Genomic DNA, 19,987 nt, shown 5'->3' with positions numbered 1-19,987 from the left:
ACAGCCCCCGACCCGACCCGACCCGGTCGGCCGCGGCGCTCATCGCCGGGGGTATGCGCGCCTGGTGCGAGGGCGTCGAGCTCGATCTCGGCCCCCGCAGCGGCGCGCCACACCGGCTGGCGGCCGCTCTCGCGCTAGCGCCGGGTCTGGCCGGGCACCCTGCCCACCTGGGGTGCGCCCAGGTTCTGCAGGGCCTGCTGTGCCTTGTCGGTCAGAGCGTCCGCGCCGCAGGAACGTGCCAGCGCCAGACCCCGGCCGAGTTCGGAGACCGAGCGGGAGAGGATGCCGTACTCGATGCGGGCGGCGGCGTGTTCGTACTGGCAGGGCGAGGACTCCAGATAGGCGACCGCCTGCTGGGCGAGCCGGACCGCGCGCTGACCCGTCTCCAGGGCGGCGGCACAGCGCAGGGCCTCGCCTATCGCGGTGTCGGTGCCGAAGCGCTCGGCCCGGCGGCGTGCCTCGGTGGCGAGCCCGGCCGCGCGGGCCGGGTCCTCCCCGGCCAGGGCGCGGGCGAGCTCGACGGTCCAGGGGACCACCACCGGGTTGAGATGCCCGCGCGCGGCGGCGGCCTTCCCGGCCTGCTCCAGTTCGTTGACGCCGTCCTTGACACGGCCGACGGCGAGCAGCAGCCGGCCGCGCACCGAGCGGGGGTCGGGCAGCACGATCGTCGACGGGTAGGGCGGGGTGAAGCCGTACTGCTCGGCGATCTCCCAGGCCTCCGCGACATGGCCCCGGACGAGCAGCGTGTCGACCAGGTTGCAGATCGCCGACCAGTACAGGGGCAGGCCGCGGCCGACGCGTTCGGCGAGCCGCAGGGACTCCCGGAGGGACTCCTCCGCCTCCCTGAGACGGCCCCGGCGGCGCAGCCCCAGCCCGAGGTAGGCGTGGGCCAGGGCGAGGTGACCGCCGCTCCACCCGGCGGAGGCGTAGGCGCGCAGGGCCTCGTTGAAGAGGACGTCGGCGCGGTCGAGCCGGTCGGTGTAGGCGTAGGAGCTGGCCAGCATCATCAGCAGCTCGATGCCCCACTCCTGGTCGGTCCAGCCGAGCCCGGGGGCGAGGCGGCCGTTGACCAGGGCGCGGTCGCAGGACTCGACGACCTCCTCGGCGTTCTCGCCGCGGGTCATGGCGTCGAAGCCGCGCAGGATGAGCAGGGCGCGCTCGGCGCTGTCCCGGCCGGTGCAGGTCGCGGCGAGCGCGGCGAGCCTCTCCGAGCCGTGCGGCGAGGTCGGCTCGCCGGCGTTCACGCTTTCCCACATGAACTGCACGGCCTGCAGCCTCAGCCGCGCGGGGCCCGGCGGGAGCCGGGCGACCTCCGCCTCGACCGTGCGGACGGCCTCCTCCATCTGGTCGTTGTGCAGCAGTGCCTGGGAGAGCCGGTAGACGGCGTCGACGCGATCGCGGCCGTCGAGGCCCTGCAGCGACAGGGCCGAACGCAGGTGCTCGATGGTCTTGGCGGGCGCGGTGAGCAGGGTGGCGCAGCCCAGTTCGTAGAGCACGCGCGCGCGGACGTGGGGGACGGGCGGTTCCCGCAGGGCCCGCTCCAGGCAACGGCGGGCCGCGTCGGGGGCGCCGACGGCCAGGTGTTCGCGCGCCGCCTCGCGCAGTTGCTCGACGAGTTCCTCGTCGCCCTCCTCGTGCACCTGGAGCAGATGCCGGGAGGCGGCCGCGAGCCCTTTGCCGGCGTCGGTGACGACCTGGGCGGCGATGCCGTGCATCGCGGTGCGCAGACCGCCGGGGATCGATTCGTAGACGGCGGTGGCGATCAGCGGGTGGACGAACTCCAGGCCGCCGTCGTCCGCGGGGGCGGCGCCGGGGTCGGGCTCGGTGAGGATGCGGGCGTTGCGCAGCAGTTCGGCGCAGCGCACCGCTTCCTCGCGGCCGAGGCCGGCGAGCCGGGCGGCCTGGGCGACGGAGATGTCGGCGCCGAGGATCGCGGCCGCCATGGCGAACTTGGTGGCGTCGACGCCGAGTTTCTCCAGGCGGTCGACGAGCCCGCCGCCCCGGGCCGCGCGGTTGAGGGGCCGCAGTTCGGTCGCCGAGGACTCGCTGGGCGCCAGTTCCCTGTCGCGGACCTTGGCGAGGAGCTCGACGGTCTCGTACGGATTGCCGTCGGTGACCGCCCACACCTCGCGGCAGAACGCGGCCTCGGCGTGCGCGCCGCGGGTGGCGCGGGTGAGGCCGGCGACCGCGGCCGGAGTCAGGGCGCTGAGGCTGGTGACGGATCGGCCCGCGGCCTCGCCGACGGCGTCGAGGTGTCCGGCGGCGTCGCCCGTGACCTCGCCGGGCCTGCGGGCCACGACGACCAGTACGGGAAGCTCGTCGAGGTGTTCGGCGAACGCGGCGAGCCAGCGCAGGCTCTCCTGGTCGACCCAGTGCGCGTCGTCGATCAGCAGGACGAGCGGGTAGTCCCCGCGGGCCAGCCGGGTCACGGCGGCGACGAGGCCGTCGCACACGCCCTGCGGGTCGGCGTGGCCCTCGCCGGGCTCCGCGATGCCGAGTGCGGGGCCCGCGATGTCGTACCAGTCGCCGAGGTACTCGCGGGCCTCCTCCGGGTGCAGCGCCAGCAGCGCGGGCTGCAGCAACTGCCGTACCACGTTGAAGGGGACGGAGCGCAGCGTCTCGCCGCCGCGGGCCGACCACACCGAGCAGCCACGGGCCTCGGCGATGCGACGTGTCTCGGCCAGCAGCGCGGTCTTGCCGAATCCGGCCTCGCCCCGGAGCACCAGCAGGTGGCCCGAGGCGGACCGGTCGGCGCAGAGCCTCTCCACCGCCTGCACGATGGCGGCGACTTCCTCGTCGCGCTCCCACAGGGGAGCCGAGACGGCCGCCGTCGGCCCGACCTCCGTCATCCCGCTGCCTCCCCAAGTCGCCCGAACGACGTACAGACGTCGAGCGTAGCCCTCCGCGGGTCCGCGTGGAGCGTGGTCCACGCAGGTCCCGCTCCACGAGTGACGGTCGGCGGCCCGGGTCGCACCGACGGGCCTGCGCGAGAGCGTCCATCGCGTCAACAGCGAAGGGCGAGAACCGAATTGACGTCGAAAACACGCCATCCCGGCGACAGCCACCCCGAGCAGATCCGGACTCGGCGGCCGCCCTCTCATCCGGCTTTCACCGACGCCTCATACGGTGGGGGCATGACGCAGGTGACTCCTCCCGGGTGGTACCCCGACCCGGGGCAGACGAATGACGGTCCGGCCACCGAACGCTGGTGGGACGGCAAGGCGTGGACGGACCGGACCCGGGCCGCGGGCTCGGCCGCCGTGTGGGGTCCGCCGGCGCAGACCCCGGCCGACGAAGCGCATCCGACCTATCCGGACCAGGCCGGCTACCCGGGCCAGGCCCCCTATCCCGGCCCGGCCGCCCATCCGGGGCAGCCCGCCTATCCGGGGCAGCCCGCCTATCCGGGGCAGCCCGCCTATCCGGGCCAGGCCGGCCATGCTCAGTATCCGGGGTATCCCGGATACCCGGGCCATCCGGTCACGCCGCCGGGCTCGGGTGGCCGGCGCGGGCTGCGCACGGGCATAGCCGTGGCGGCGGCCGTCGCGGTCCTGACCAGCATCGGGGTGGGCGTGTACGCGCTGGCCCGGAACGACGGCTCGGGCGGCGGCGGCACGGCCCAGGGGCCGGGCGGTCAGCGCGGGCCCGGTGGCCCGGGCGGCCGGGACGGCGGTCCCTTCGGCGGCCCGGGCGGGTCCGAGGGCCCGGGCGGCGACTCTCCCTCGCCCGGGGAGTCCGAGGCGCCGAAGATCAGGAGCGGTTCGGTGACCGACGCGCTGAACGGCATCAGCGTCCCCATCCCGGACGGCTGGGCCGGCCAGGAGCTGAACGTGGGCGTGCAGGTGACCTCCGACGCCTCCTACAAGTGCCCGGGCGACGCCTCCAAGACCTGCACGAAGGGGGGCGTCTACTCCGCACCGGCCGAGCTGCTGAAGACCAAGGGCGACACCGCCGAGGAGGTCGCGAAGGCGGACATCGCGGCCAACGCCGTGGAGTCCTACGGCGGCACGACGTACGGCGCGATCACCTCGCACCAGGTGCTCGCCTCGAAGGCGGTGACGGTGGCCGGGCAGAAGGGCTACCTGGTGCGCTGGAAGGCGGTCACCAGCAAGGGCGCGGACGGCTACGTGGAGTCGCTGGCGTTCCCGGCCCCCGCCGACGCCAAGCGGCTGGTCGTGCTGCGCTTCGGCCTCGACGCCGACCAGAGCGCGTCCGTCATCGACACCATCACCGAGGGCATCAAGGTGGCGAAGGGCGGCGGCGCCGGACAGCACGTCTGAGCCGGCCCCGGAGCTCCGCCTGCGGCGCCCCGCCCCGGGCACACGGCCGGCCGGGTGGGGCGCCCCTCCGCTCGAGGGGACCCCGCCCGGCCGGAGGTGCACGCCGCCCCCGTCCCCACGGTGCGGCGCGGGACAGGTCGCCGTCCGGTCATCCCGTGGAGACGGCGGCCTGAGCCATGTGGCGGCCTGAGCCATGTGTCGACCCGCGCGGGCCCGCGCGGGCGTGCGTGGGCGTGCGTGCCGGGTCCTCGCCCGCCCGTTCGTCGCGTCGCCGAGTCGTCGAGTCGTCGAGCCCTGGTCCGGCCCGGCCCGCCGGGTGCTAGGTGAGCCCGAGCGCCGGGAGCACGGCAGCCTCCACGAAGCGGACCAGGTACTCCTGGTCCGCGTACTCCCCGTCCACGACGGGACGGGCCCGGATCACACCGAACATCTGCGCCGGGACGTACTCCAGCGCCGGGTGGTCGCGCGGGACCTCGCCGCGTTCGACGCCGCGGCGCAGGATCTCCCGCAGCGCGGCGATCTCGGGGTCGATGAGCGCCTCCCGCAGCGCCTTCGCGAGCTCCTCGTCGCCCGTGACGGCGTGGCCGAGCGCCTGCAGCAGCTCGGAGTCGTGGGTCGACCAGCGGCCGGTGGCCCGCGCGGCCTCACGCAGGTCCTCGGCGAGCGAGCCGGTGTCGATGCCGGCGAGCCTGGCCCGGCGGCGTGAGCGCAGGGCGGCCACCACGAACTGGGGCTTGGTCTTCCACTGGCGGTAGAGCGTGGACTTGCTGCAGCGGGTGCTGGCGGCGACGCCCTCCATGGTGACGGCCTCGTAGCCGCACTCGCGGACCTGGTTCAGGACGGCGTCGAAGAATTCCTGTTCACGCTCGGGCGTGATCTTGGAGCGGCGCGTGGCGGCGACCGACTCGGGTCCGTCCGCGGCCTGCGACGTCATCTGCTCTTCCTCCCTGGTCCGCTTCCGCTCCGGCCTGTGCGCCGGGGCCCGGGCGGCGGGCCCGATCTCCAGTGTGGCGCACATCAATCGATACGTCACTGTACCGGTACGCCTCCGTATCGGTACACTGACGTATCGGTACGACATCGTATCGATGGTGTATGCACGAGTCACGAGCACGGCAGCACCACCTCACCGCACCACCGTCAGCGAAGGGGCCGGGGGATGAATGCCCGCACCGAGCCTGCAGAAGCGGAGCCGGCCACACCGGCGCGACCGCCCGTAGTCCGCGAACCCCTGCTTTCCGCAGGGGTCTTCCTCGTCCACGGGCCCGGCCGGCAGCTGGTCGCCGGCCGGACCGGCGAGGCCTTCCGCGACGCCCGGGGGGTGTGGCGCTCCGAACGGTGGCCGCGGCTGCCCGGCGAAGGCGCGGCGCAGTCCCCGCCGCTGCCCGGCGACGCCCCGGCCGAGGGCGCGAACGCCCACGCCGCGACCGTGCGCCTCCCCGCCGCCCTGGCGTTCCCGGTGGGAGCGGGCCGATGAGCGCCACGCTGGTCGCCGTCGTCCTCTCCCTCTTCTCCGCCGTCGCCTACGCGGCCGCCGCCGTCGCCCAGGAGCGGCTGGCCTCCCGGCATCCCGGCGCAGGCCTGACGCGGCTGCTCGGCAACGGGGCCTGGTGGTGGTCGGTGGGGCTGAACGCCGGCGCCGCGCTGCTGCACGTCGTCGCCCTCAGGTACGGCCCGCTCACGGTGGTGCAGCCGCTCGGCGCGCTCACCCTGGTCGCAGCGGTGCCGATGGGCGCGATGGTGGCCGGGCGCCGGGTCGGCGCCGCCGAGTGGCGGGGCACCGCCCTCACCCTGGCCGGCCTGGCCGCCGTCCTGGCCACGGCGTCGGGATCGGCTCCCGAGGACGTGCTGAGCGTGCCGGAGGCCGTCGCCGTGGCAGGGGCGACGGCGGCGCTGATCGGGCTGCTGGCCCGGCGCGGAGCCCGGCCGGGACTGCGGCACGCGACCGCCTCCGGCTTCACCTCGGGCGTCGCCTCGGCGCTCACCCAGACGGTGACGGTGGCCGCCACCGACCGTTCGGGCTCGCTGCTGAGCATGCAGGTGATCGGGGTGGCGCTGCTGGTCGCGGCCTTCGCGACAGGCGGGCTGCTGCTGTCCCAGACCGCCTACCGGGACGGCCTCGGCGCCCCGCTGGCGGTGGTGACCCTGGCCAACCCGGTGGCCGCCGCGGCGATCGGCCTCGCGCTCCTGGGCGAACGGCTGCAGGGCGGGCCGGCCGGTGTGCTCCTCGCGCTGGCGGGGGCGGCTCTGGCCGGCCGGGGCGTGGTGCTGCTCTCGCGGGCCACGCCGCACCCGGCGGCCGTCGACGAGGACCATCCGGTGGCGGCGGTGCTGGCCCTGAGGCCCGGGACGGCCTCGGCCGAACCGGCGCTGCTGCCGCGGCCGGCGAACGGACCGGAGCATCTGACGCCGCTGTAGAGCCGCGCACGCAGGGGCCGCCGTCCTGAAGGCGGCGGCCCCTGCGCCGTGCCGGCGGGCGGCGGCGCGTCGGCCGAGACCGCGCGCGTCCTGCTCGAGCGCGGTGTCCACGGTCAGGGCCGCTGTCCCGAGCCCGACGGGAACGGGACGGCCGCCCACGACCCGCTGCGGACCGTGTGTGCGTCGTCCCGCCAGGCCATGTCCCGACAGACTTCGTCCCGACAGGCTCTGTCCCGACAGGCTCTGTGGATCACTCCGTGGCGATCGCCGGGTCGCTGAGGCCGGGGCGCCCGTTCTCGACGTGGCCGGCGAACCGCCTGAGAAACGTCCGGTCGGCGCTCGAGGTGACCGTGAGGTCGTACCAGCGCCGGCTCGCGTGCAGTTCCACGGTGCGCTTGAGCACCGCGCCGGGCCGCAGCGCGACGGTCGTGGTCCGGCCGCCGTAGCCGTCGGCCAGCGTCAACTCCACCGTGCCCTTGCCCCGGTGGGTGAAGATCAGCTCGAGTCCGTCGCCGACGTGCCGTGCGACCACCTCGGGCCCGGTCGTCCTTCCCGGCCCCTTGAAGACGCGCAGGAACCCGTTCGGGCCGTGCACGGTGAGATCGTGCGTGCCGCCCGAGTGCGCCGAGTTCCAGGTGTCGGAGACGGTCGCGCCCGCCGCGGTGGTGTAGCTCCACGGGCCGTCGGCGCGGTTGCCGGCGGTCACCAGGAAGGCGGCGCCCGCCTTGGCGCCGGAGGCGAAGGTGAGGGTCAGCGTCCCGGCCGTCGCATCCGCCGAACCGTCCACCTGGGGTGCGTACTTGAGCGGTCGGGTCGGGCGCGAGCCGCGCTCCTGCTTGGGCAGGACGGGGTGGGCCGGCGGGATCGGCACATAGTCGGGGTGGCGATCCCGGTCCGGGGGCTCGTAGCCGTCGGTGCCGGGCAGGGCGACCGGCCGGGTATCCCTGCGGGAGAAGTCGAACGCGGAGGTCAGGTCGCCGCAGACGGCGCGCCGCCACGGCGAGATGTTCGGCTCGCGCACGCCGAAGCGACGCTCCATGAACCGGATGACCGAGGTGTGGTCGAGCGTCTCGGAGCAGACGTAACCGCCCTTGCTCCAAGGGGAGATGACCAGCATCGGCACCCGCTGGCCCAGCCCGTAGGGGCCCGCGGCGTGACCGGCGTCGCCCGTGAAGAGGTCCGGCCCGACGTCGACCGTCGAGCGGCCCTGCGCGGCCGAGGCGGGCGGGAACGGCGGCACGAGGTGGTCGAAGAAGCCGTCGTTCTCGTCGTAGGTGACGAACAGGGCCGTCTTCGCCCACACCGCGGGGTCGGCGGTGAGCGCGTCCAGGACCTGCGAGATGTACCAGGCACCGTAGTTGGCGGGCCAGTTGGGGTGCTCGGTGAAGGCCTCCGGCGCGACGATCCAGGAGATCTGCGGCAGCCTGCCGCCCTTGACGTCCGCCTTCAGCTGCTCGAAGTAGCCCTCGCCCGTGCGGGCGTCGGTGCCGGTGCGGGCCTTGTCGTGGAGCGGGTCGCCGGGGGCGGCGTTCTGGTACTGCTTGAAGTAGAGCAGCGAGTTGTCGCCGTAGTTGCCGCGATAGGCGTCCTGGATCCAGCCCCAGCCGCCCTTCGCGTCCAGACCGTCGCCGACGTCCTGGTAGATCTTCCAGGAGACCCCGGCCTGCTCCAGGCGCTCGGGGTACGTGGTCCAGCTGTAGCCGGCCTCGTCGTTGCCGAGGACCGGCCCGCCGCCCTTGCCGTCGTTTCCGGTGTACCCCGTCCACAGGTAGTAGCGGTTGGGGTCGGTGGAGCCGATGAACGAGCAGTGGTAGGCGTCGCAGACGGTGAAGGCGTCGGCCAGCGCGTAGTGGAAGGGGATGTCCTCGCGGGTCAGGTACGCCATCGTCGTGGCGCTCTTGGCGGGCACCCAGTGGTCGTACCTGCCCGCGTTGAAGGCGGCGTGCCCGTCGTTCCAGCCGTGCGGCAGGTCCTGGATGAAGGCGAGGCCGAGATCGTCCGCGTCCGGGCGGAAGGGGAGGACCTCCTTGCCCGAGGCGTCCGGCTGGTGCCAGACCGACCTGCCGTTCGCCAGGGTGACCGGGCGCGGGTCGCCGAAGCCCCTGACGCCCCGCAGCGTGCCGAAGTAGTGGTCGAACGACCGGTTCTCCTGCATCAGGACGACGATGTGCTCGACGTCCTCGATCGACCCCGTGCGGTGGTTCGCGGGCAGCGCCGCGGCGCGTTCCACGCTGCTGGACAGCGCGGTGAACGCCGTGCTGGCGCCCGCGAGTTGGAGAAAGCGTCGCCGGTTGACTTCGGACATGGGTGAGGCACCTCTCGTGCAGAAGGGTTCTGCCGGCCGGGTCGTGACGGATGCGCGCGCAAGGAGTTTCGCAAGGGCGGCGAACGTCAGGGAAGGGCCTGATGACGCCCGCGTGAAAGTCGCCGGTACACGGGATGAGCGACAGGCCGAGAGCACGCCGGGCGGCCCCGCCCCGGCCGCCGGATCGCGCTCGCCCGCGGGGGCGTCCGGACGGGGGCGGTCCGGACGGGGCTGCCCGCAGGGCTCCCACGGGGACCCGGTCGGCGCCGGACCGCCGAAGCGCCGCCCTGCTCGTCGGCGGCTGCGGACTCCCCGGACGACCGGAACGAGGTGACCTGTTCACGGCCTTTCCCGGAGCGTGGGTTTTGCCTGGAGCGGGCAGCCGACGCACCCTGGTCGGCAGGCGGACCGATCCCTGTGGCCCGGAGCAGGCGTGCCACGGTCGGACGGGGTGGAGGGCGGAGCGATGGAAGGTACGGCGGCCGGGACCGGCACGGGGAGTGCGGGGCCGTCAGGCGGGCACCGGAAGATCGCCCGGTCGGCTCCGGAAGGACCCGTCGTCGCCCGCCTGGCCCATCTCCAGTGCGCGGCGGGCAATGACGTCGTCGTACGTCTCCTCGGCGGGCGGACCGAGGGAGGCGAGGCTCCAGGGGCAGCGGATGATGCCCCTTAGTTCCTTCCGCCGCCACCGCGATTTCGCATACAACAGGTGAACAGGCATCCAGTCGTCAAGGAGGACCACCTGTGCACTCCGTCGGTCGGGAGCACGAGAAGGCCCACGAGCGGACATCGGGTCCGGCGCGCCGGACACACCCGTCGACGACGATGAGCAGTGCGTGGGTGCGGCATCTGCAGCGGGTGGCCGCGGACGGGGCCAACGCCTCGTCCGCCGGAGGCGGCAGGGAGGCCGAGGCCGCCGACCACGCCCAGGTGCAGCGGACCGCGGTGGACGAAGGCCTGCGCTCGTCGGCACGGCCACTGGATCCCGCGCTGCGCACCGAGATGGAGGGGCGGTTCGGCGGCGTCGACTTCAGCGGCGTCCGGGTGCACGACGGGCCCGCGGCGCGGCGGGCGGCCCAGGCCGTCGAGGCCAGGGCGTTCACCAGCGGCTCGCACATCGTCGACGGCGGCGGGATGTCCAAGAAGGACTGGGCGCACGAGCTGACGCACGCTCTCGATCAGGCGGCGGGCCCTGTGCCGGGCTCCGACAACGGCGCGGGCCTGCGCATCTCGGACGAGGGCGACCAGGGCGAGCGCCGGGCGGTCGCTGTGGCCGACCAGGTCATGGGCGCCCCCGCGCCCGTCCAGCGGCTGCCCGCCGAGCCCGGCCACTGCGGTGATCACACAGGGCACGGCCACGGACGCCCGCACGCCGGTACGGCGTCCGTCCAGCGGGTGCACCAGGACGCGGCGGCCGACGCCCCCGCCCCCGAACAGTCCGGGCAGGTCGGCCCGGCCGAGCAGCAGGCCAAGGGAGCGGGGGCCATCGCCCGCCTGAGCCGGTCGATCGAACAGCACACGGTCCAGAGCAAGATGAAGAAGAACGTCTTCGCTCCCGGCACCTGGTGGCCCGAGCAGTGGATGCCCGTGGGACCGGCCCGGCTCAGGAAGACCCTGGACCGGCGGGTGATGCGCGGCGAGGCGTTCAACGACCAGGAGCTGCAGGACATCAGGCACCTGTCCCAGGTGAATCCGCAATGGCTCGACGAGGTGGGCATCGGCACCTACGAGCAGGCGGAGAACTACGCCGAGGGCCGGTTCGACAACTGGCTGACGCTCCCCGCGGGCAAGCGCGTGCTGACCGCCACCCTGGCCGTCCGCGCCGGTCACCCGGCCGTGCGCGAGGCGGGCCGGACCACACCGATCTCGCCGGACTACACGCTCGGCCGGTTCATGCTCACCCAGGCGCCCGGTACCGCGCCGGAGGAGAAGAAGGACCTGGAGCGCGAGCGCGACCAGCAGATCCGGGACACGGCCGTCGACACCCTGCACCCGGCGGGGATCGCGCCCGAGCGCCTGCACCCGGGCGGCCTGCCCGAGGCGGGCCCCACCACGGCCAAGGGCAAGGGCACGAGCACGGCGTCGGACTTCGTGGCGAAGGACGCGCGGGCCCGCGAGATGCTCACCAAGGTGCTGCTGATCCTGCAGCACGGGCTGAAGCTGTACGACCCGAAGGCCGGGGCGCACGTCGCCGACTACGAGAAGGACGTCATCCGCGCCCTCGCCCACGGCGGGCGGGTCAACATCCGTATCCCCGCGCTGAGTTCCGCGGACGAACCGGCCTACTCGCTGCCGGCGTTCCTGGGCGTGACCCAGGACGACCGTTCCAACGCCCGTGCCGGAGACGTCGTCGACCGCGGTTTCGCCACCCACCGCACCGCCATCACGGCCAACAAGGAGGGCAAGCCCGGCACGTTCAAGGAGAAGGGCGGGCCCCTGGCCTCGCTCACCAACGTGGTGTCCATGGGCGCCGACCGTCCCGACCTGTGGGGTCAGAACATCTCCGGCGGCGGTCTCGGCTCGAAGGACTGGAACGGCGACGTGGTGCTGCCGGACGGGTCGCACGGACACATGCTGCTGGTCCACCACCGGCCGACCACGAAGAAGGACGGTTCGCTGCAGATCGGCATCGAGACCCTCGCCCCGCACGCCACCAGCCCGGTGGGCTACCAGCACGATTTCCGTTCCACCGAGGCCACCGCCAACCCGGAGTCGGTCCTGCACGGCCACAAGGGCGACAAGGTCGGCTCGGGCGGCCTGAGCAAGAACGAACGCCTGGTGGAGCTGCGGGAGATGGGCACGGCCGGTTCCGGCGGGGACTGGCGCACCTTCCTGCAGGAGGTCAAGCAGCAGTGGGACGCGGCGCTGGCGGAGACGGAGGACGGCTCGCAGGAACGACGGGCCCTGTACGAGAGCCTGGTCGGCCCGAGGAAGCGGCCGGAGTCCTGACGCGCCTCGGAGCAGGCGCGCCGGTGACGGCCGGGGTGAGGACATGCCTGTCCCTCCGGTCTCTCCGGCCTTTCGGGCACGGCGGATCAGCCCGCACGTGGGGAGGGAGAAACCAGGGATCGAGGAGGGCGAGTGCCCCCGCAGGGCGCGAACGGCTGCTCAGACGAGCCGCTTGCGACCCCAGAAGAAGAGGAACGCCACGATGCCGGCCGTCAGGGCGAACAGGATCGACGCGCCGAACCACTGCATACTGCTCATCTGCGAGATGGGGATGTAGTCGATCGACGCGCCGACGATGTCCGCTTTCTTCATGCACGACGTGGTCGCCTCCTCCGCCGGCGTGTCCGTACACGTCGTCAAGTCGAACAGTTTCCCGCTGCCGCTGACATACGAGGCGTCGAACGCGTGCGCGGTGCGGGGCACCGACGACGGGAAGGTGATCGGGGTGCCGGGACTGACCGGCTTGGTGGTGGCTGTGACGATGTCGCCGAGCGACAGCTTGAAGTAGCCCCAGACCATCTGGAGGGCGACGGTGAATCCGAGGGTCACGACCATGGCCGCCAGCGTGCGGCGCACGATCACACCGATCAGCACCCCGCCGAACACGGAGAGGAGGGAGAGGGCGACGGGCACCGGACCCGTGGTGTTGAAGAACTCCCTGGAGGTCCAGTCGATGTCCACGTAATGGAGCTTGATGGGGCTCCACCACCAGGCGAACACAGCCGACAGCGTGACCGTGGTCACCGTCACCACCAGCCCGGTCAGCGCCAGCTTCGTGGCGAGCCAGCGGTTGCGGCTCACCGACTGGGCGGCGATCAGCTTGGCCGTGCCGTTCTCCAGGTCGCCCGCGAGCAGCGGGGCGCCGAGGAGGACACCGAGTATGACGGGTATCGCCGTGAGACCGGTGGTGACGGAGCTGAACGCGCCGATGTACGGCTCGAACTCCTTCTCCGCGTCGTCGAGGTTTTTGGCGGGAAAGCCGTAGGCGTCGAGGAAGTCCGTCATCTGGCCGCGCTGGTAGACGATCCAGGCCACGGAGACCACGGTGGCGGCGAGCATGGTCCAGAACGCGGCCCGGTGCTGGCGCCAGACCAGCCAGGTCATACCGCTGAGGCGGGGGCGCCGGGTGGTCTGCGCGGTGGTCGCGTTCCTGGCCCCGTGCCTGGGTCCGTTCGTGGTTGCGTTCATTGTGCCGTTCATCGTCCGGTTCGCCGTCCTGATCTTGCCGTCGGTCGGGGGGCTGGTGAAGGTGCTCATGCCGCCACCGTCCCGGTGCCGGACGCCTGGCCCTGGACCTGGGCGGTGGGAGTGATGAGCGGTGGTGCGTCGGGTGAGCGGAGATAGGCGAGCAGGAGTTCCTCCATGCTCGGGGCGGCCACCTCCCAGGGGCCGGTGACCGGGCCCTCCGGGCGGACGAGCGCGGTGAACTGCCGTCCACTGGTCCGGGCCTCGACGAGGGTGTGGTACCCGAGGGCGGCGGGCAGGCCCTCGCCCTCCCTGACCCCGGTGATCAAGGTGTGCACGGTCATCAGGTCGTCCACGTCACCGGCGAGGCGCACTCCGCCGCCGGAGACGACGACGAGGAAGTCGCACACGTTCTCCAGTTCGGCGAGGACGTGGGTGGACATCACCACGGTGGTGCCGCGCTCGCCGGCCTCGGCGAGGAGGGTGCCCATGAGTTCGTGGCGCACGACCGGGTCCAGGTCCGACATCGGCTCGTCGAGCAGCAGCAGGTCGGGGCGCTTGCCGAAGGCGAGGGCGACGGCGACGCGGGTGCGCTGGCCGCCGGAGAGGGTGCCGATCTTCGCATGGAAGGGCACGTTGCCCGCGCGGACGATGTCCTCGGCGGCGCGCTGGTCCCAGCCGGGGTTCAGCTCCCGGCCCAGCCGCAGAGTCTCCGCCACGGTGAAGCGGCGGAACAGCGGCTTCTCCTGCGCGAGGAAGGCCGTACGCCGACCGGACTCCACCGAGCCCGGCGCCTCGCCGAACAGACTGAGCGAGCCCTGCGTCGGCTTCAGGACATGGGCCGCGATGTTCAGCAGCGTGGTCTTGCCCGCCCCGTTGGGGCCGACCAGCCCGCAGACCCTGCCCGCCGGAAGCCGGAAGGTGCAGTCCCGCAGCGCCCAGCCCCGCCGGTAGCGCATCCCCAGTCCGTGCGCCTCGAGCGCCGGCTCCCCCGCGTACATGACGTCACTCACCTGTGCTCCTCGTTGTCGTGGCCCCCGTGACCGCCGTGGTCCCGGTGGCGTACTGCTTCTCCAGCGCCGACGCGACCAGCGCGGCCACGTCCTCCTGCTCCAGACCGGCCGCGGCCGCCTTCGACATCCACGCCACCAGCTCCCCGTACAGCGGCGAGTCGGTGCCCGTCTCGGGGCGGCCCAGCGTGCGGCGTACGAAGGTGCCCTGGCCCGGTCGCGGTTCGACCAGGCCCTCGCGCTCGAGTTCGCGATACGCCTTGAGGGTGGTGTTCGGGTTGACCGCGCTCTTCTCGGCGACGTCCTTGGCGGTGGGCAGCCGGTCGCCCGGCACCAGTACGCCCAGCCGCAGGGCCTGCTTGGTCTGCTGCACGATCTGCTGGAAGGCGGGGACCCCGCTCCGCCTGTCGATGCGGTACTCCACGGCCACCACCTCTCCCATCATCATTCCACTACTTGATTAGTGGAATGATGATGGAGTGGAGTGGCGGCAGTTGTCAATGCGGTCCGGGAACGGCCGGAAACAGACCATGCCTGCTCCGGGGCCGAGTTCGACGGCCGTCGAGTGGAGCGGGGAGCGGTTGCGCTCCTCCCGCATGCGCCGCACGCGCCGGTCGGTGACGTACTACGTCACCGCACCGCGCGGTGGAAAGTCGTGCGGAAGCAGGTCCCAGTGGCAGCCGGTGCGGCCCTGGTGGGGGAGCGCGTCGGCGATCTCTCACGTCTCGTGGCGGCCCTGGTGACCGCTGACCGATGGACGCGCGGCCTTCCACGCGGCGATCACCGGCTCGACCAGCGCCCACCGCTCGTCGGGCAGGTCGGTCCTGCAGGGCCTGCGCTCCCTCACGGTGTTCAGCCCGGCACGTCCGAGCCCATCGACGCGCCGGGACACCGCAGCCCCCTCCCTTCAGGTGACGCCACATCACTTGTCACCTCACGTACCGCCCTCTCAGACGCCCACCGCCCGCAGTCTCCGCGTGGGCCGCCCGGCCGCTTCGCTCGCCAGCCACTCCAGGTACACGGGAGCCTGCCGGGCCGCCTCCCAGTAGGCCCTCTCCAACTCGGCGAATTCGGTGTCGAGTTCGTCCGCCGTCCGGGCGGCGAGCAGCAGCCGCACCCCTATCGGATCACCGTGCAGGGGCCGGACGACCAGGTCGGAGCGGGGTGGGACCGCGGTCGGCTGGCTGACCGTGACCACCTCGCCGACAGCGGCCAGGAAGTAGGCGGTGAGGTAGTCGCCGTGCAGCAGATCGGGCCTGATCCCGGCGTCGCGCAGCGCACGGCACACCCCGTCCCACTCGCCGTCGACCGTGGCGTCCACCATCCAGCGGTCGTGCGCGAGGTCCGCGAGGCGCACCTCGCGCCGGGCCGCCGCGGGATGGTCGGCGGCCATCGTGACGAACTGGGGTTCGCGCTCCAGCAGGATCCGCAGGCACAGCCCGTCCGGGACCCGTAGCGGGCTGCCCTCGACCTCGTGGACGAACGCCAGGTCGAGCGTGCCCTCGGCCACCTGCCGCAGCAGGGCGTTGGCCGAGGCGTCCATCTGCAGACTGAACTCCATCGCGGGCAGGCGTGCGCGCAGCCGGCTGAGCCACCCGGGAACCGCCCGGCTGGCCGTGGCGCCGATGCGCAGCCGGGGACCGCCCGCCGCGCGGGCGGCGGCGGCCCGGGTCTCGGTCACGATCGCGGAGAGTTCGGCGACCAGCGGCCGGGCACGGCCCACCACGATCCGGCCCAACGGGGTGGGGCGGCTGCCCGTGCTGTCACGGGTGAAGAGCCGCCCGCCCAGCAGCTGCTCGATGCGACGCAACTGGGTGCTCAACGAGGGCTGGGACATGCCCAGTTCACGAGCCGCCTTGTGCAGACTGCCGGCGTCGGCGATGGCGCACAGAACGCGTAAGTGCCTCACCTCGAGCTCCATGCGCGGAGCGTATGGGCTCGGTCTGACGGGACGCCAGATGTTCAAACGCCAACGTAACAGCACGAGTCGCCCTGATAGCCGTGGGCTATCCCCAGTTGCCATCATCCGCACGGCCGCCCGGCTGCCCCACACTCGGCTCAACCGACCGTTCACCCCACACGAACGAGCAGGAGCCCCCCATGACGTCCACCCGTACGTCCTCCGCGTCCACGAAGGCCTCCAGGAGACTGCTGGCGCTCGGCCTGGGCGTGACGTTCGCGGCCTTCGGCAGCGCGATCCCGGCGAGCGCCCAGACCGCCGACGCCCCCGCGGCAGCCGCCCCCTCGGCCGCCGCCCACGCCGGCTATACCGGTTCGGCCCAGGAGGCGGCGAACAACAAGGCGTTCTTCGCGGCCGTGCTCGACTCGGTCGCCAGGAAGCAGGCGGCCGCCCCCGGCCTGCGGACGGTGACCGTCTACTACAACGCCTCCCAGGCGCCGTCCTTCAGCTCCCAGATATCGAGCTCCGCCTCGATATGGAACGGCTCCGTCAGCAACGTCAAGCTCCAGGCCACGTCGGGCACCGGCGACTTCTCGTACTACGAGGGCAACGACTCCCGCGGCTCGTACGCCTCCACCAACGGCCACGGCAGGGGCTACATCTTCCTCGACTACGCCCAGAACCGGCAGTACGACTCCACCCGTGTCGCCGCGCACGAGACCGGTCACGTGCTGGGCCTGCCGGACCATTACAGCGGTCCGTGCAGCGAACTGATGTCGGGCGGCGGCCCCGGCACGTCCTGCACCAACCGCTACCCGAACTCGACCGAGCGGGCACGCGTCAACCAGCTGTGGGCCAACGGTCTCGCCAAGGCCCTCGACAAGCTGAACAAGGTGCGCTGACAGCCCAGGACCCCGCGCCCCGCACTCGGAGCGGGCCGCGCCGGAAGCGGGCCGCGCCCCCGACGGCACGGCCCGCTCCACCACGTCCGTGGCGGCGTCATGCCGGTGGCGGTCGAACGGGCCGGCATCGGTCAGCTCCGACGCGCTCGCTCGGCGCGACGGTCTCTGGTCCGACGGCGGTGGTCAGTCGTCGTCCGGGCGTGGAGCCGCTGGAGCAGCTGTTCCCCTTGGCCTGCTCCCCTGGCCTCTTCGGCCCTCTGCGCTCGGCATGAGCTGCCCCGAGTTTCGCCGGGCAACAGTTCAGGACGCTGCGGGACCGAGGGCGAGGAGGGCCCGCAACGGCCGGGTGGGCTGCGGGGTGCCCCGCCAGACCAGCGCCTTGCGGTACGCGAGGGAGGGACTGAGCGGAACGGCACTGACCTGGGGGTTGCCGGCGAGAGCCTGATCGGTACCCACCGTCAGGGAGACGCCGACTCCCGCCTCCACCAGGGCGACGTGGAGGGCCCCGTCGTTGGTCGCGTACCGGATGCCGAAGTCGATGCCGGCGGCATCGAACGCGGACTGCAGCCATGGCCGCAGTCCGCTGTTCCGGCCGTAACTGATCAGGGTCTTTCCGGACAACAGCTCGATGGGGATGCTCTTCCGCCCTGCCAGCGGGGAGTCCGCCTGGACGACGGCCACGATCTCGTCTTCGAGCATGACCACCTTGCGCATGCCCTGGGGCAGGGACTGCTCTGGCAGGGCCACCACGGCGGCGTCCAGCTCGCCGTTCTCCACGCGCGAGATGAGCTCGGCGCTGCGCCCTTCGACGAGCTGCACGGCGACGCCCGGGTACTGACGGTGGAAGGCGCCGAGGAGCGAGGGCAGGCGTGTGTGCTCGACCCCGTCCACGGTGCCCAGGACGAGTGTGCCGGTGACCAGTGCGGTGCGTGAGGCGAACTCGGCGGTCACCCTGTCGGCGTCGGCCAGGGTCCGGTTGGCCATGGGGAGCAGCACCCGGCCGGCCTCGGTCAAGCGCACGCTGCGCGCGTTGCGTTCGAAGAGCGATTCGCCGAGTTCCTTCTCCAGGGAACGGATCTGGTGGCTGACGGCGGGCTGCGCGACCGACAGCCGCTCGGCGGCGCGGGTGAAGCTCTGCTCCTCGGCCACGGCAACGAAGAACCGCAAGGTTCTCAGCTCCACGATCATTCACCTCGTTTATCACTGGAATCGAAAACTGGTCTTTGACCTCGGCCCTGCTTATCTCCACTCTAGAGGCATGACGGATGTGAAACAGGCGTCGAAGCGCCTCGACGGGTTTGGTCCGAGGTCTGCGGACACCTCCGACCGGGCCGGACTCAGCGGCGGGAACGTCACATGGATGTCGATCGCGGCCGGCGTGAGCGTCGCCAACATCTACTACCTGCAGCCGCTGCTGCGCCCGCTGGCCGCCTCCTTCGGGGTCTCTGACGCACTCGCCGGGCTGCTGCCGATGATCACCATGGTGGGGTACGCGGCAGGGCTGCTCCTGGTGGTTCCCGTCCTGGAAAGGGCCGGGCTGCATCGGCTGATGCGCCGGCTGAACGCGAGCAGACTGATCGCCCTGGCTCTGGCGGCATCCGCGACCGACTACTCCGTGTTCGCAGCGGCATCGGTGCTCCTGGGAGCAACGAGCGTGCTGGGACAGATCCTGATGCCGGCGGCCGCGTCGCTGGCGCCGCAGGAGGCCGTCGGGCGCACCACCGCACGCATCACGGCCGGCCTTTTCGGCGGCATCGTGGGGGCCCGCGTCATCGCGGGGGCCCTCGACGGCCTCCTCGGCTGGCGTTCGGTGTACGTGCTGTCGGCACTGATGACGCTGGTCGTGCACCTTGCGTTGAGACGGTTGCCCGAACCGCCCGTGAGCAAAGGGCTGGGCTACCGGGCCCTGCTGGCGTCGCTTCTTCCGCTTCTGCGCAGCGAGCGCGGTCTACGGCGAGCGGCGCTCACCGCGGCTGCCGGATTCGCCGCGTTCAACGTCTTCTGGACGGCGGTGACGTTGTATGTGACCGGTCCGGCGCACGGCTGGTCGACGACCGGTGCGGGGTTGCTGGGGTTGGTGGGCGTCGTGGGCACCGCCACGGTGCTGGCCGTCGGCCGGTTCCTCGACCATGGGATTCAGCGGGGCCTCGCCGTGGCGGCCGCCGGTGTGATGGCTCTCGGTCTCCTCGTCGCCGGTCTGTGGGGCGTGTCGGCCGGCGCGCTCATCGTCGGGGCGCTGCTGCTGGACTCCGGTGCACGCGTCAGCAACGTCGCCAACCAGACGCACGCCCTGAGGCAGCGTCCCGAGGCGCGTGCTCGCCTCAACACCCTCTACATGACGGCCTACTTCGCAGCCGGGTCCGTCGGCTCCGCGGTGGGGGCACTGCTGTTCGCACACGTCGGCTGGACCCTCACCGCCCTGACCGCCGCAGCCCTGGCCGCGCTCGGTGCCGCATTCGCAGCCAGGACGTAGCGTCATGAAGGAGTTCGGAGCACAGGCCACCGGCCCGCGGCTCCCGGTGAGATTCACCGGTCGGCCGTGGCCTGGTGGCGGACGGCAGGGGCGGCACGGTGGAACCCCACGGCGGCTCCGGCCGGCAGGCCGGGCGGATTCCTCCGTGGGCGTCCGCCGACGACCGGCGCGAGTACCCCGCCCGCCCCGCACGCCAGGCTCGTGACCGGCAACGTCAGACGCACGGTGCTGCATGCACGGTGAGCACATCGGCAGTGCACTGACGGAAACGCGCCGCCGGTCGGCCGGTTCTACGGTGATGGCATCCGCACAAGGCGAGCAGATGCCCGTTCCCTCTTTCCGCCCCGCCCCCGCTGGAAGGCCGTAAGGCCGGTCGGGGGTCGCCGGGGGCGGCCGGACCGGCAGTGTCCGGCGGGCCCCCGCACAAGCCGCCGCGGCTCCGGCCGTGGCTCTCACCAGAGGAAGCAAGCAATGAGTGATTCGAAGAAGGTCCTGTCCGATCTGGTCCTGTCCGCCTCGACGGAGCACGCGCCGCTCGACGCCCCCTGGGACGCGATCGACATCGCCG

The 19,987-nt window shown here is 72.7% G+C and carries 16 protein-coding genes; 6 read left to right on the top strand and 10 right to left on the bottom strand.

The window, feature by feature from the left end; all coding sequences use genetic code 11:
- Positions 1-134: 134 nt before the first annotated feature.
- Positions 135-2,849 (bottom strand): ATP-binding protein, encoded by a 2,715-nt coding sequence (locus IE239_RS34765; protein ID WP_190153462.1) that lies wholly within the window; start codon positions 2,847-2,849, stop codon positions 135-137.
- Positions 2,850-3,134: 285 nt separating this feature from the next.
- Between IE239_RS34765 and IE239_RS34760 the strand changes: the two genes are divergently transcribed.
- Entirely contained in the window at positions 3,135-4,277 is a 1,143-nt protein-coding gene (locus tag IE239_RS34760) for a DUF2510 domain-containing protein (protein WP_190153461.1), read from the top strand.
- A 319-nt stretch (positions 4,278-4,596) separates the two neighbouring features.
- Here the strand turns inward: IE239_RS34760 and IE239_RS34755 are convergent, their stop codons facing one another.
- A complete protein-coding gene (locus IE239_RS34755; protein ID WP_190153460.1) occupies positions 4,597-5,211 on the bottom strand; it encodes a TetR-like C-terminal domain-containing protein in 615 nt (204 codons plus the stop codon).
- 225 nt (positions 5,212-5,436) lie between these two features.
- On the opposite strand from IE239_RS34755, the gene IE239_RS34750 reads away from it, so the two are divergent.
- The gene (locus IE239_RS34750; protein WP_190153459.1) at positions 5,437-5,754 is read left to right on the top strand and encodes a hypothetical protein; all 318 of its coding nucleotides are present in this window, start codon (positions 5,437-5,439) and stop codon (positions 5,752-5,754) included.
- On the top strand, positions 5,751-6,695 hold the full coding sequence (locus IE239_RS34745; RefSeq protein ID WP_190153458.1) for a DMT family protein: 945 nt from the start codon (positions 5,751-5,753) through the stop codon (positions 6,693-6,695). Before IE239_RS34750 ends, IE239_RS34745 begins: the two co-directional genes overlap by 4 nt.
- Positions 6,696-6,945: 250 nt before the next feature.
- On the opposite strand, the gene IE239_RS34740 is transcribed toward IE239_RS34745, so the two are convergent.
- Positions 6,946-9,000, bottom strand: a complete 2,055-nt coding sequence (locus IE239_RS34740) for a phosphocholine-specific phospholipase C (RefSeq protein ID WP_190153457.1) — start codon at positions 8,998-9,000, stop codon at positions 6,946-6,948.
- 511 nt (positions 9,001-9,511) lie between these two features.
- A complete protein-coding gene (locus IE239_RS34735) occupies positions 9,512-9,742 on the bottom strand; it encodes a hypothetical protein (protein WP_190153456.1) in 231 nt (76 codons plus the stop codon).
- A gap of 2 nt (positions 9,743-9,744) precedes the next feature.
- Between IE239_RS34735 and IE239_RS34730 the strand changes: the two genes are divergently transcribed.
- A complete protein-coding gene (locus tag IE239_RS34730; RefSeq protein WP_190153455.1) occupies positions 9,745-11,949 on the top strand; it encodes an eCIS core domain-containing protein in 2,205 nt (734 codons plus the stop codon).
- A 159-nt stretch (positions 11,950-12,108) separates the two neighbouring features.
- Here IE239_RS34730 and IE239_RS34725 read toward each other — a convergent pair whose 3' ends face one another.
- From IE239_RS34725 to IE239_RS34705, 5 genes are all read right to left on the bottom strand, one after another.
- Positions 12,109-13,206, bottom strand: coding sequence for an ABC-2 membrane transporter-related protein (locus tag IE239_RS34725; RefSeq protein ID WP_190153454.1), 1,098 nt, complete (start codon positions 13,204-13,206; stop codon positions 12,109-12,111).
- The gene (locus IE239_RS34720; protein WP_190153517.1) at positions 13,203-14,135 is read right to left on the bottom strand and encodes an ABC transporter ATP-binding protein; all 933 of its coding nucleotides are present in this window, start codon (positions 14,133-14,135) and stop codon (positions 13,203-13,205) included. Before IE239_RS34720 ends, IE239_RS34725 begins: the two co-directional genes overlap by 4 nt.
- 4 nt (positions 14,136-14,139) lie before the next feature.
- Positions 14,140-14,592, bottom strand: coding sequence for a GntR family transcriptional regulator (locus IE239_RS34715; protein ID WP_190153453.1), 453 nt, complete (start codon positions 14,590-14,592; stop codon positions 14,140-14,142).
- 270 nt (positions 14,593-14,862) lie between these two features.
- On the bottom strand, positions 14,863-15,036 hold the full coding sequence (locus IE239_RS34710; protein ID WP_190153452.1) for a hypothetical protein: 174 nt from the start codon (positions 15,034-15,036) through the stop codon (positions 14,863-14,865).
- A 57-nt stretch (positions 15,037-15,093) separates the two neighbouring features.
- Complete coding sequence (locus tag IE239_RS34705; protein WP_190153451.1) at positions 15,094-16,065, bottom strand: LysR family transcriptional regulator; 972 nt, start codon at positions 16,063-16,065, stop codon at positions 15,094-15,096.
- Positions 16,066-16,244: 179 nt separating this feature from the next.
- Here IE239_RS34705 and snpA point away from each other — a divergent pair, with 179 nt between their 5' ends.
- Positions 16,245-16,946 (top strand): snapalysin, encoded by a 702-nt coding sequence (snpA, locus tag IE239_RS34700; protein ID WP_190153450.1) that lies wholly within the window; start codon positions 16,245-16,247, stop codon positions 16,944-16,946.
- 300 nt (positions 16,947-17,246) lie between these two features.
- Here snpA and IE239_RS34695 read toward each other — a convergent pair whose 3' ends face one another.
- Positions 17,247-18,128 carry a LysR family transcriptional regulator gene (locus tag IE239_RS34695; protein WP_190153449.1) on the bottom strand — a complete coding sequence of 294 codons (882 nt, stop codon included), beginning with the start codon at positions 18,126-18,128 and terminating at the stop codon, positions 17,247-17,249.
- A 76-nt stretch (positions 18,129-18,204) separates the two neighbouring features.
- Between IE239_RS34695 and IE239_RS34690 the strand changes: the two genes are divergently transcribed.
- Positions 18,205-19,419, top strand: coding sequence for an MFS transporter (locus IE239_RS34690; RefSeq protein ID WP_229878555.1), 1,215 nt, complete (start codon positions 18,205-18,207; stop codon positions 19,417-19,419).
- Positions 19,420-19,987: the final 568 nt, after the last annotated feature.

This window comes from Streptomyces humidus (assembly GCF_014649655.1).
In the GTDB taxonomy this organism is placed as follows: domain Bacteria; phylum Actinomycetota; class Actinomycetes; order Streptomycetales; family Streptomycetaceae; genus Streptomyces; species Streptomyces humidus.
This window is presented reverse-complemented; position numbering and strand designations above follow the sequence as displayed.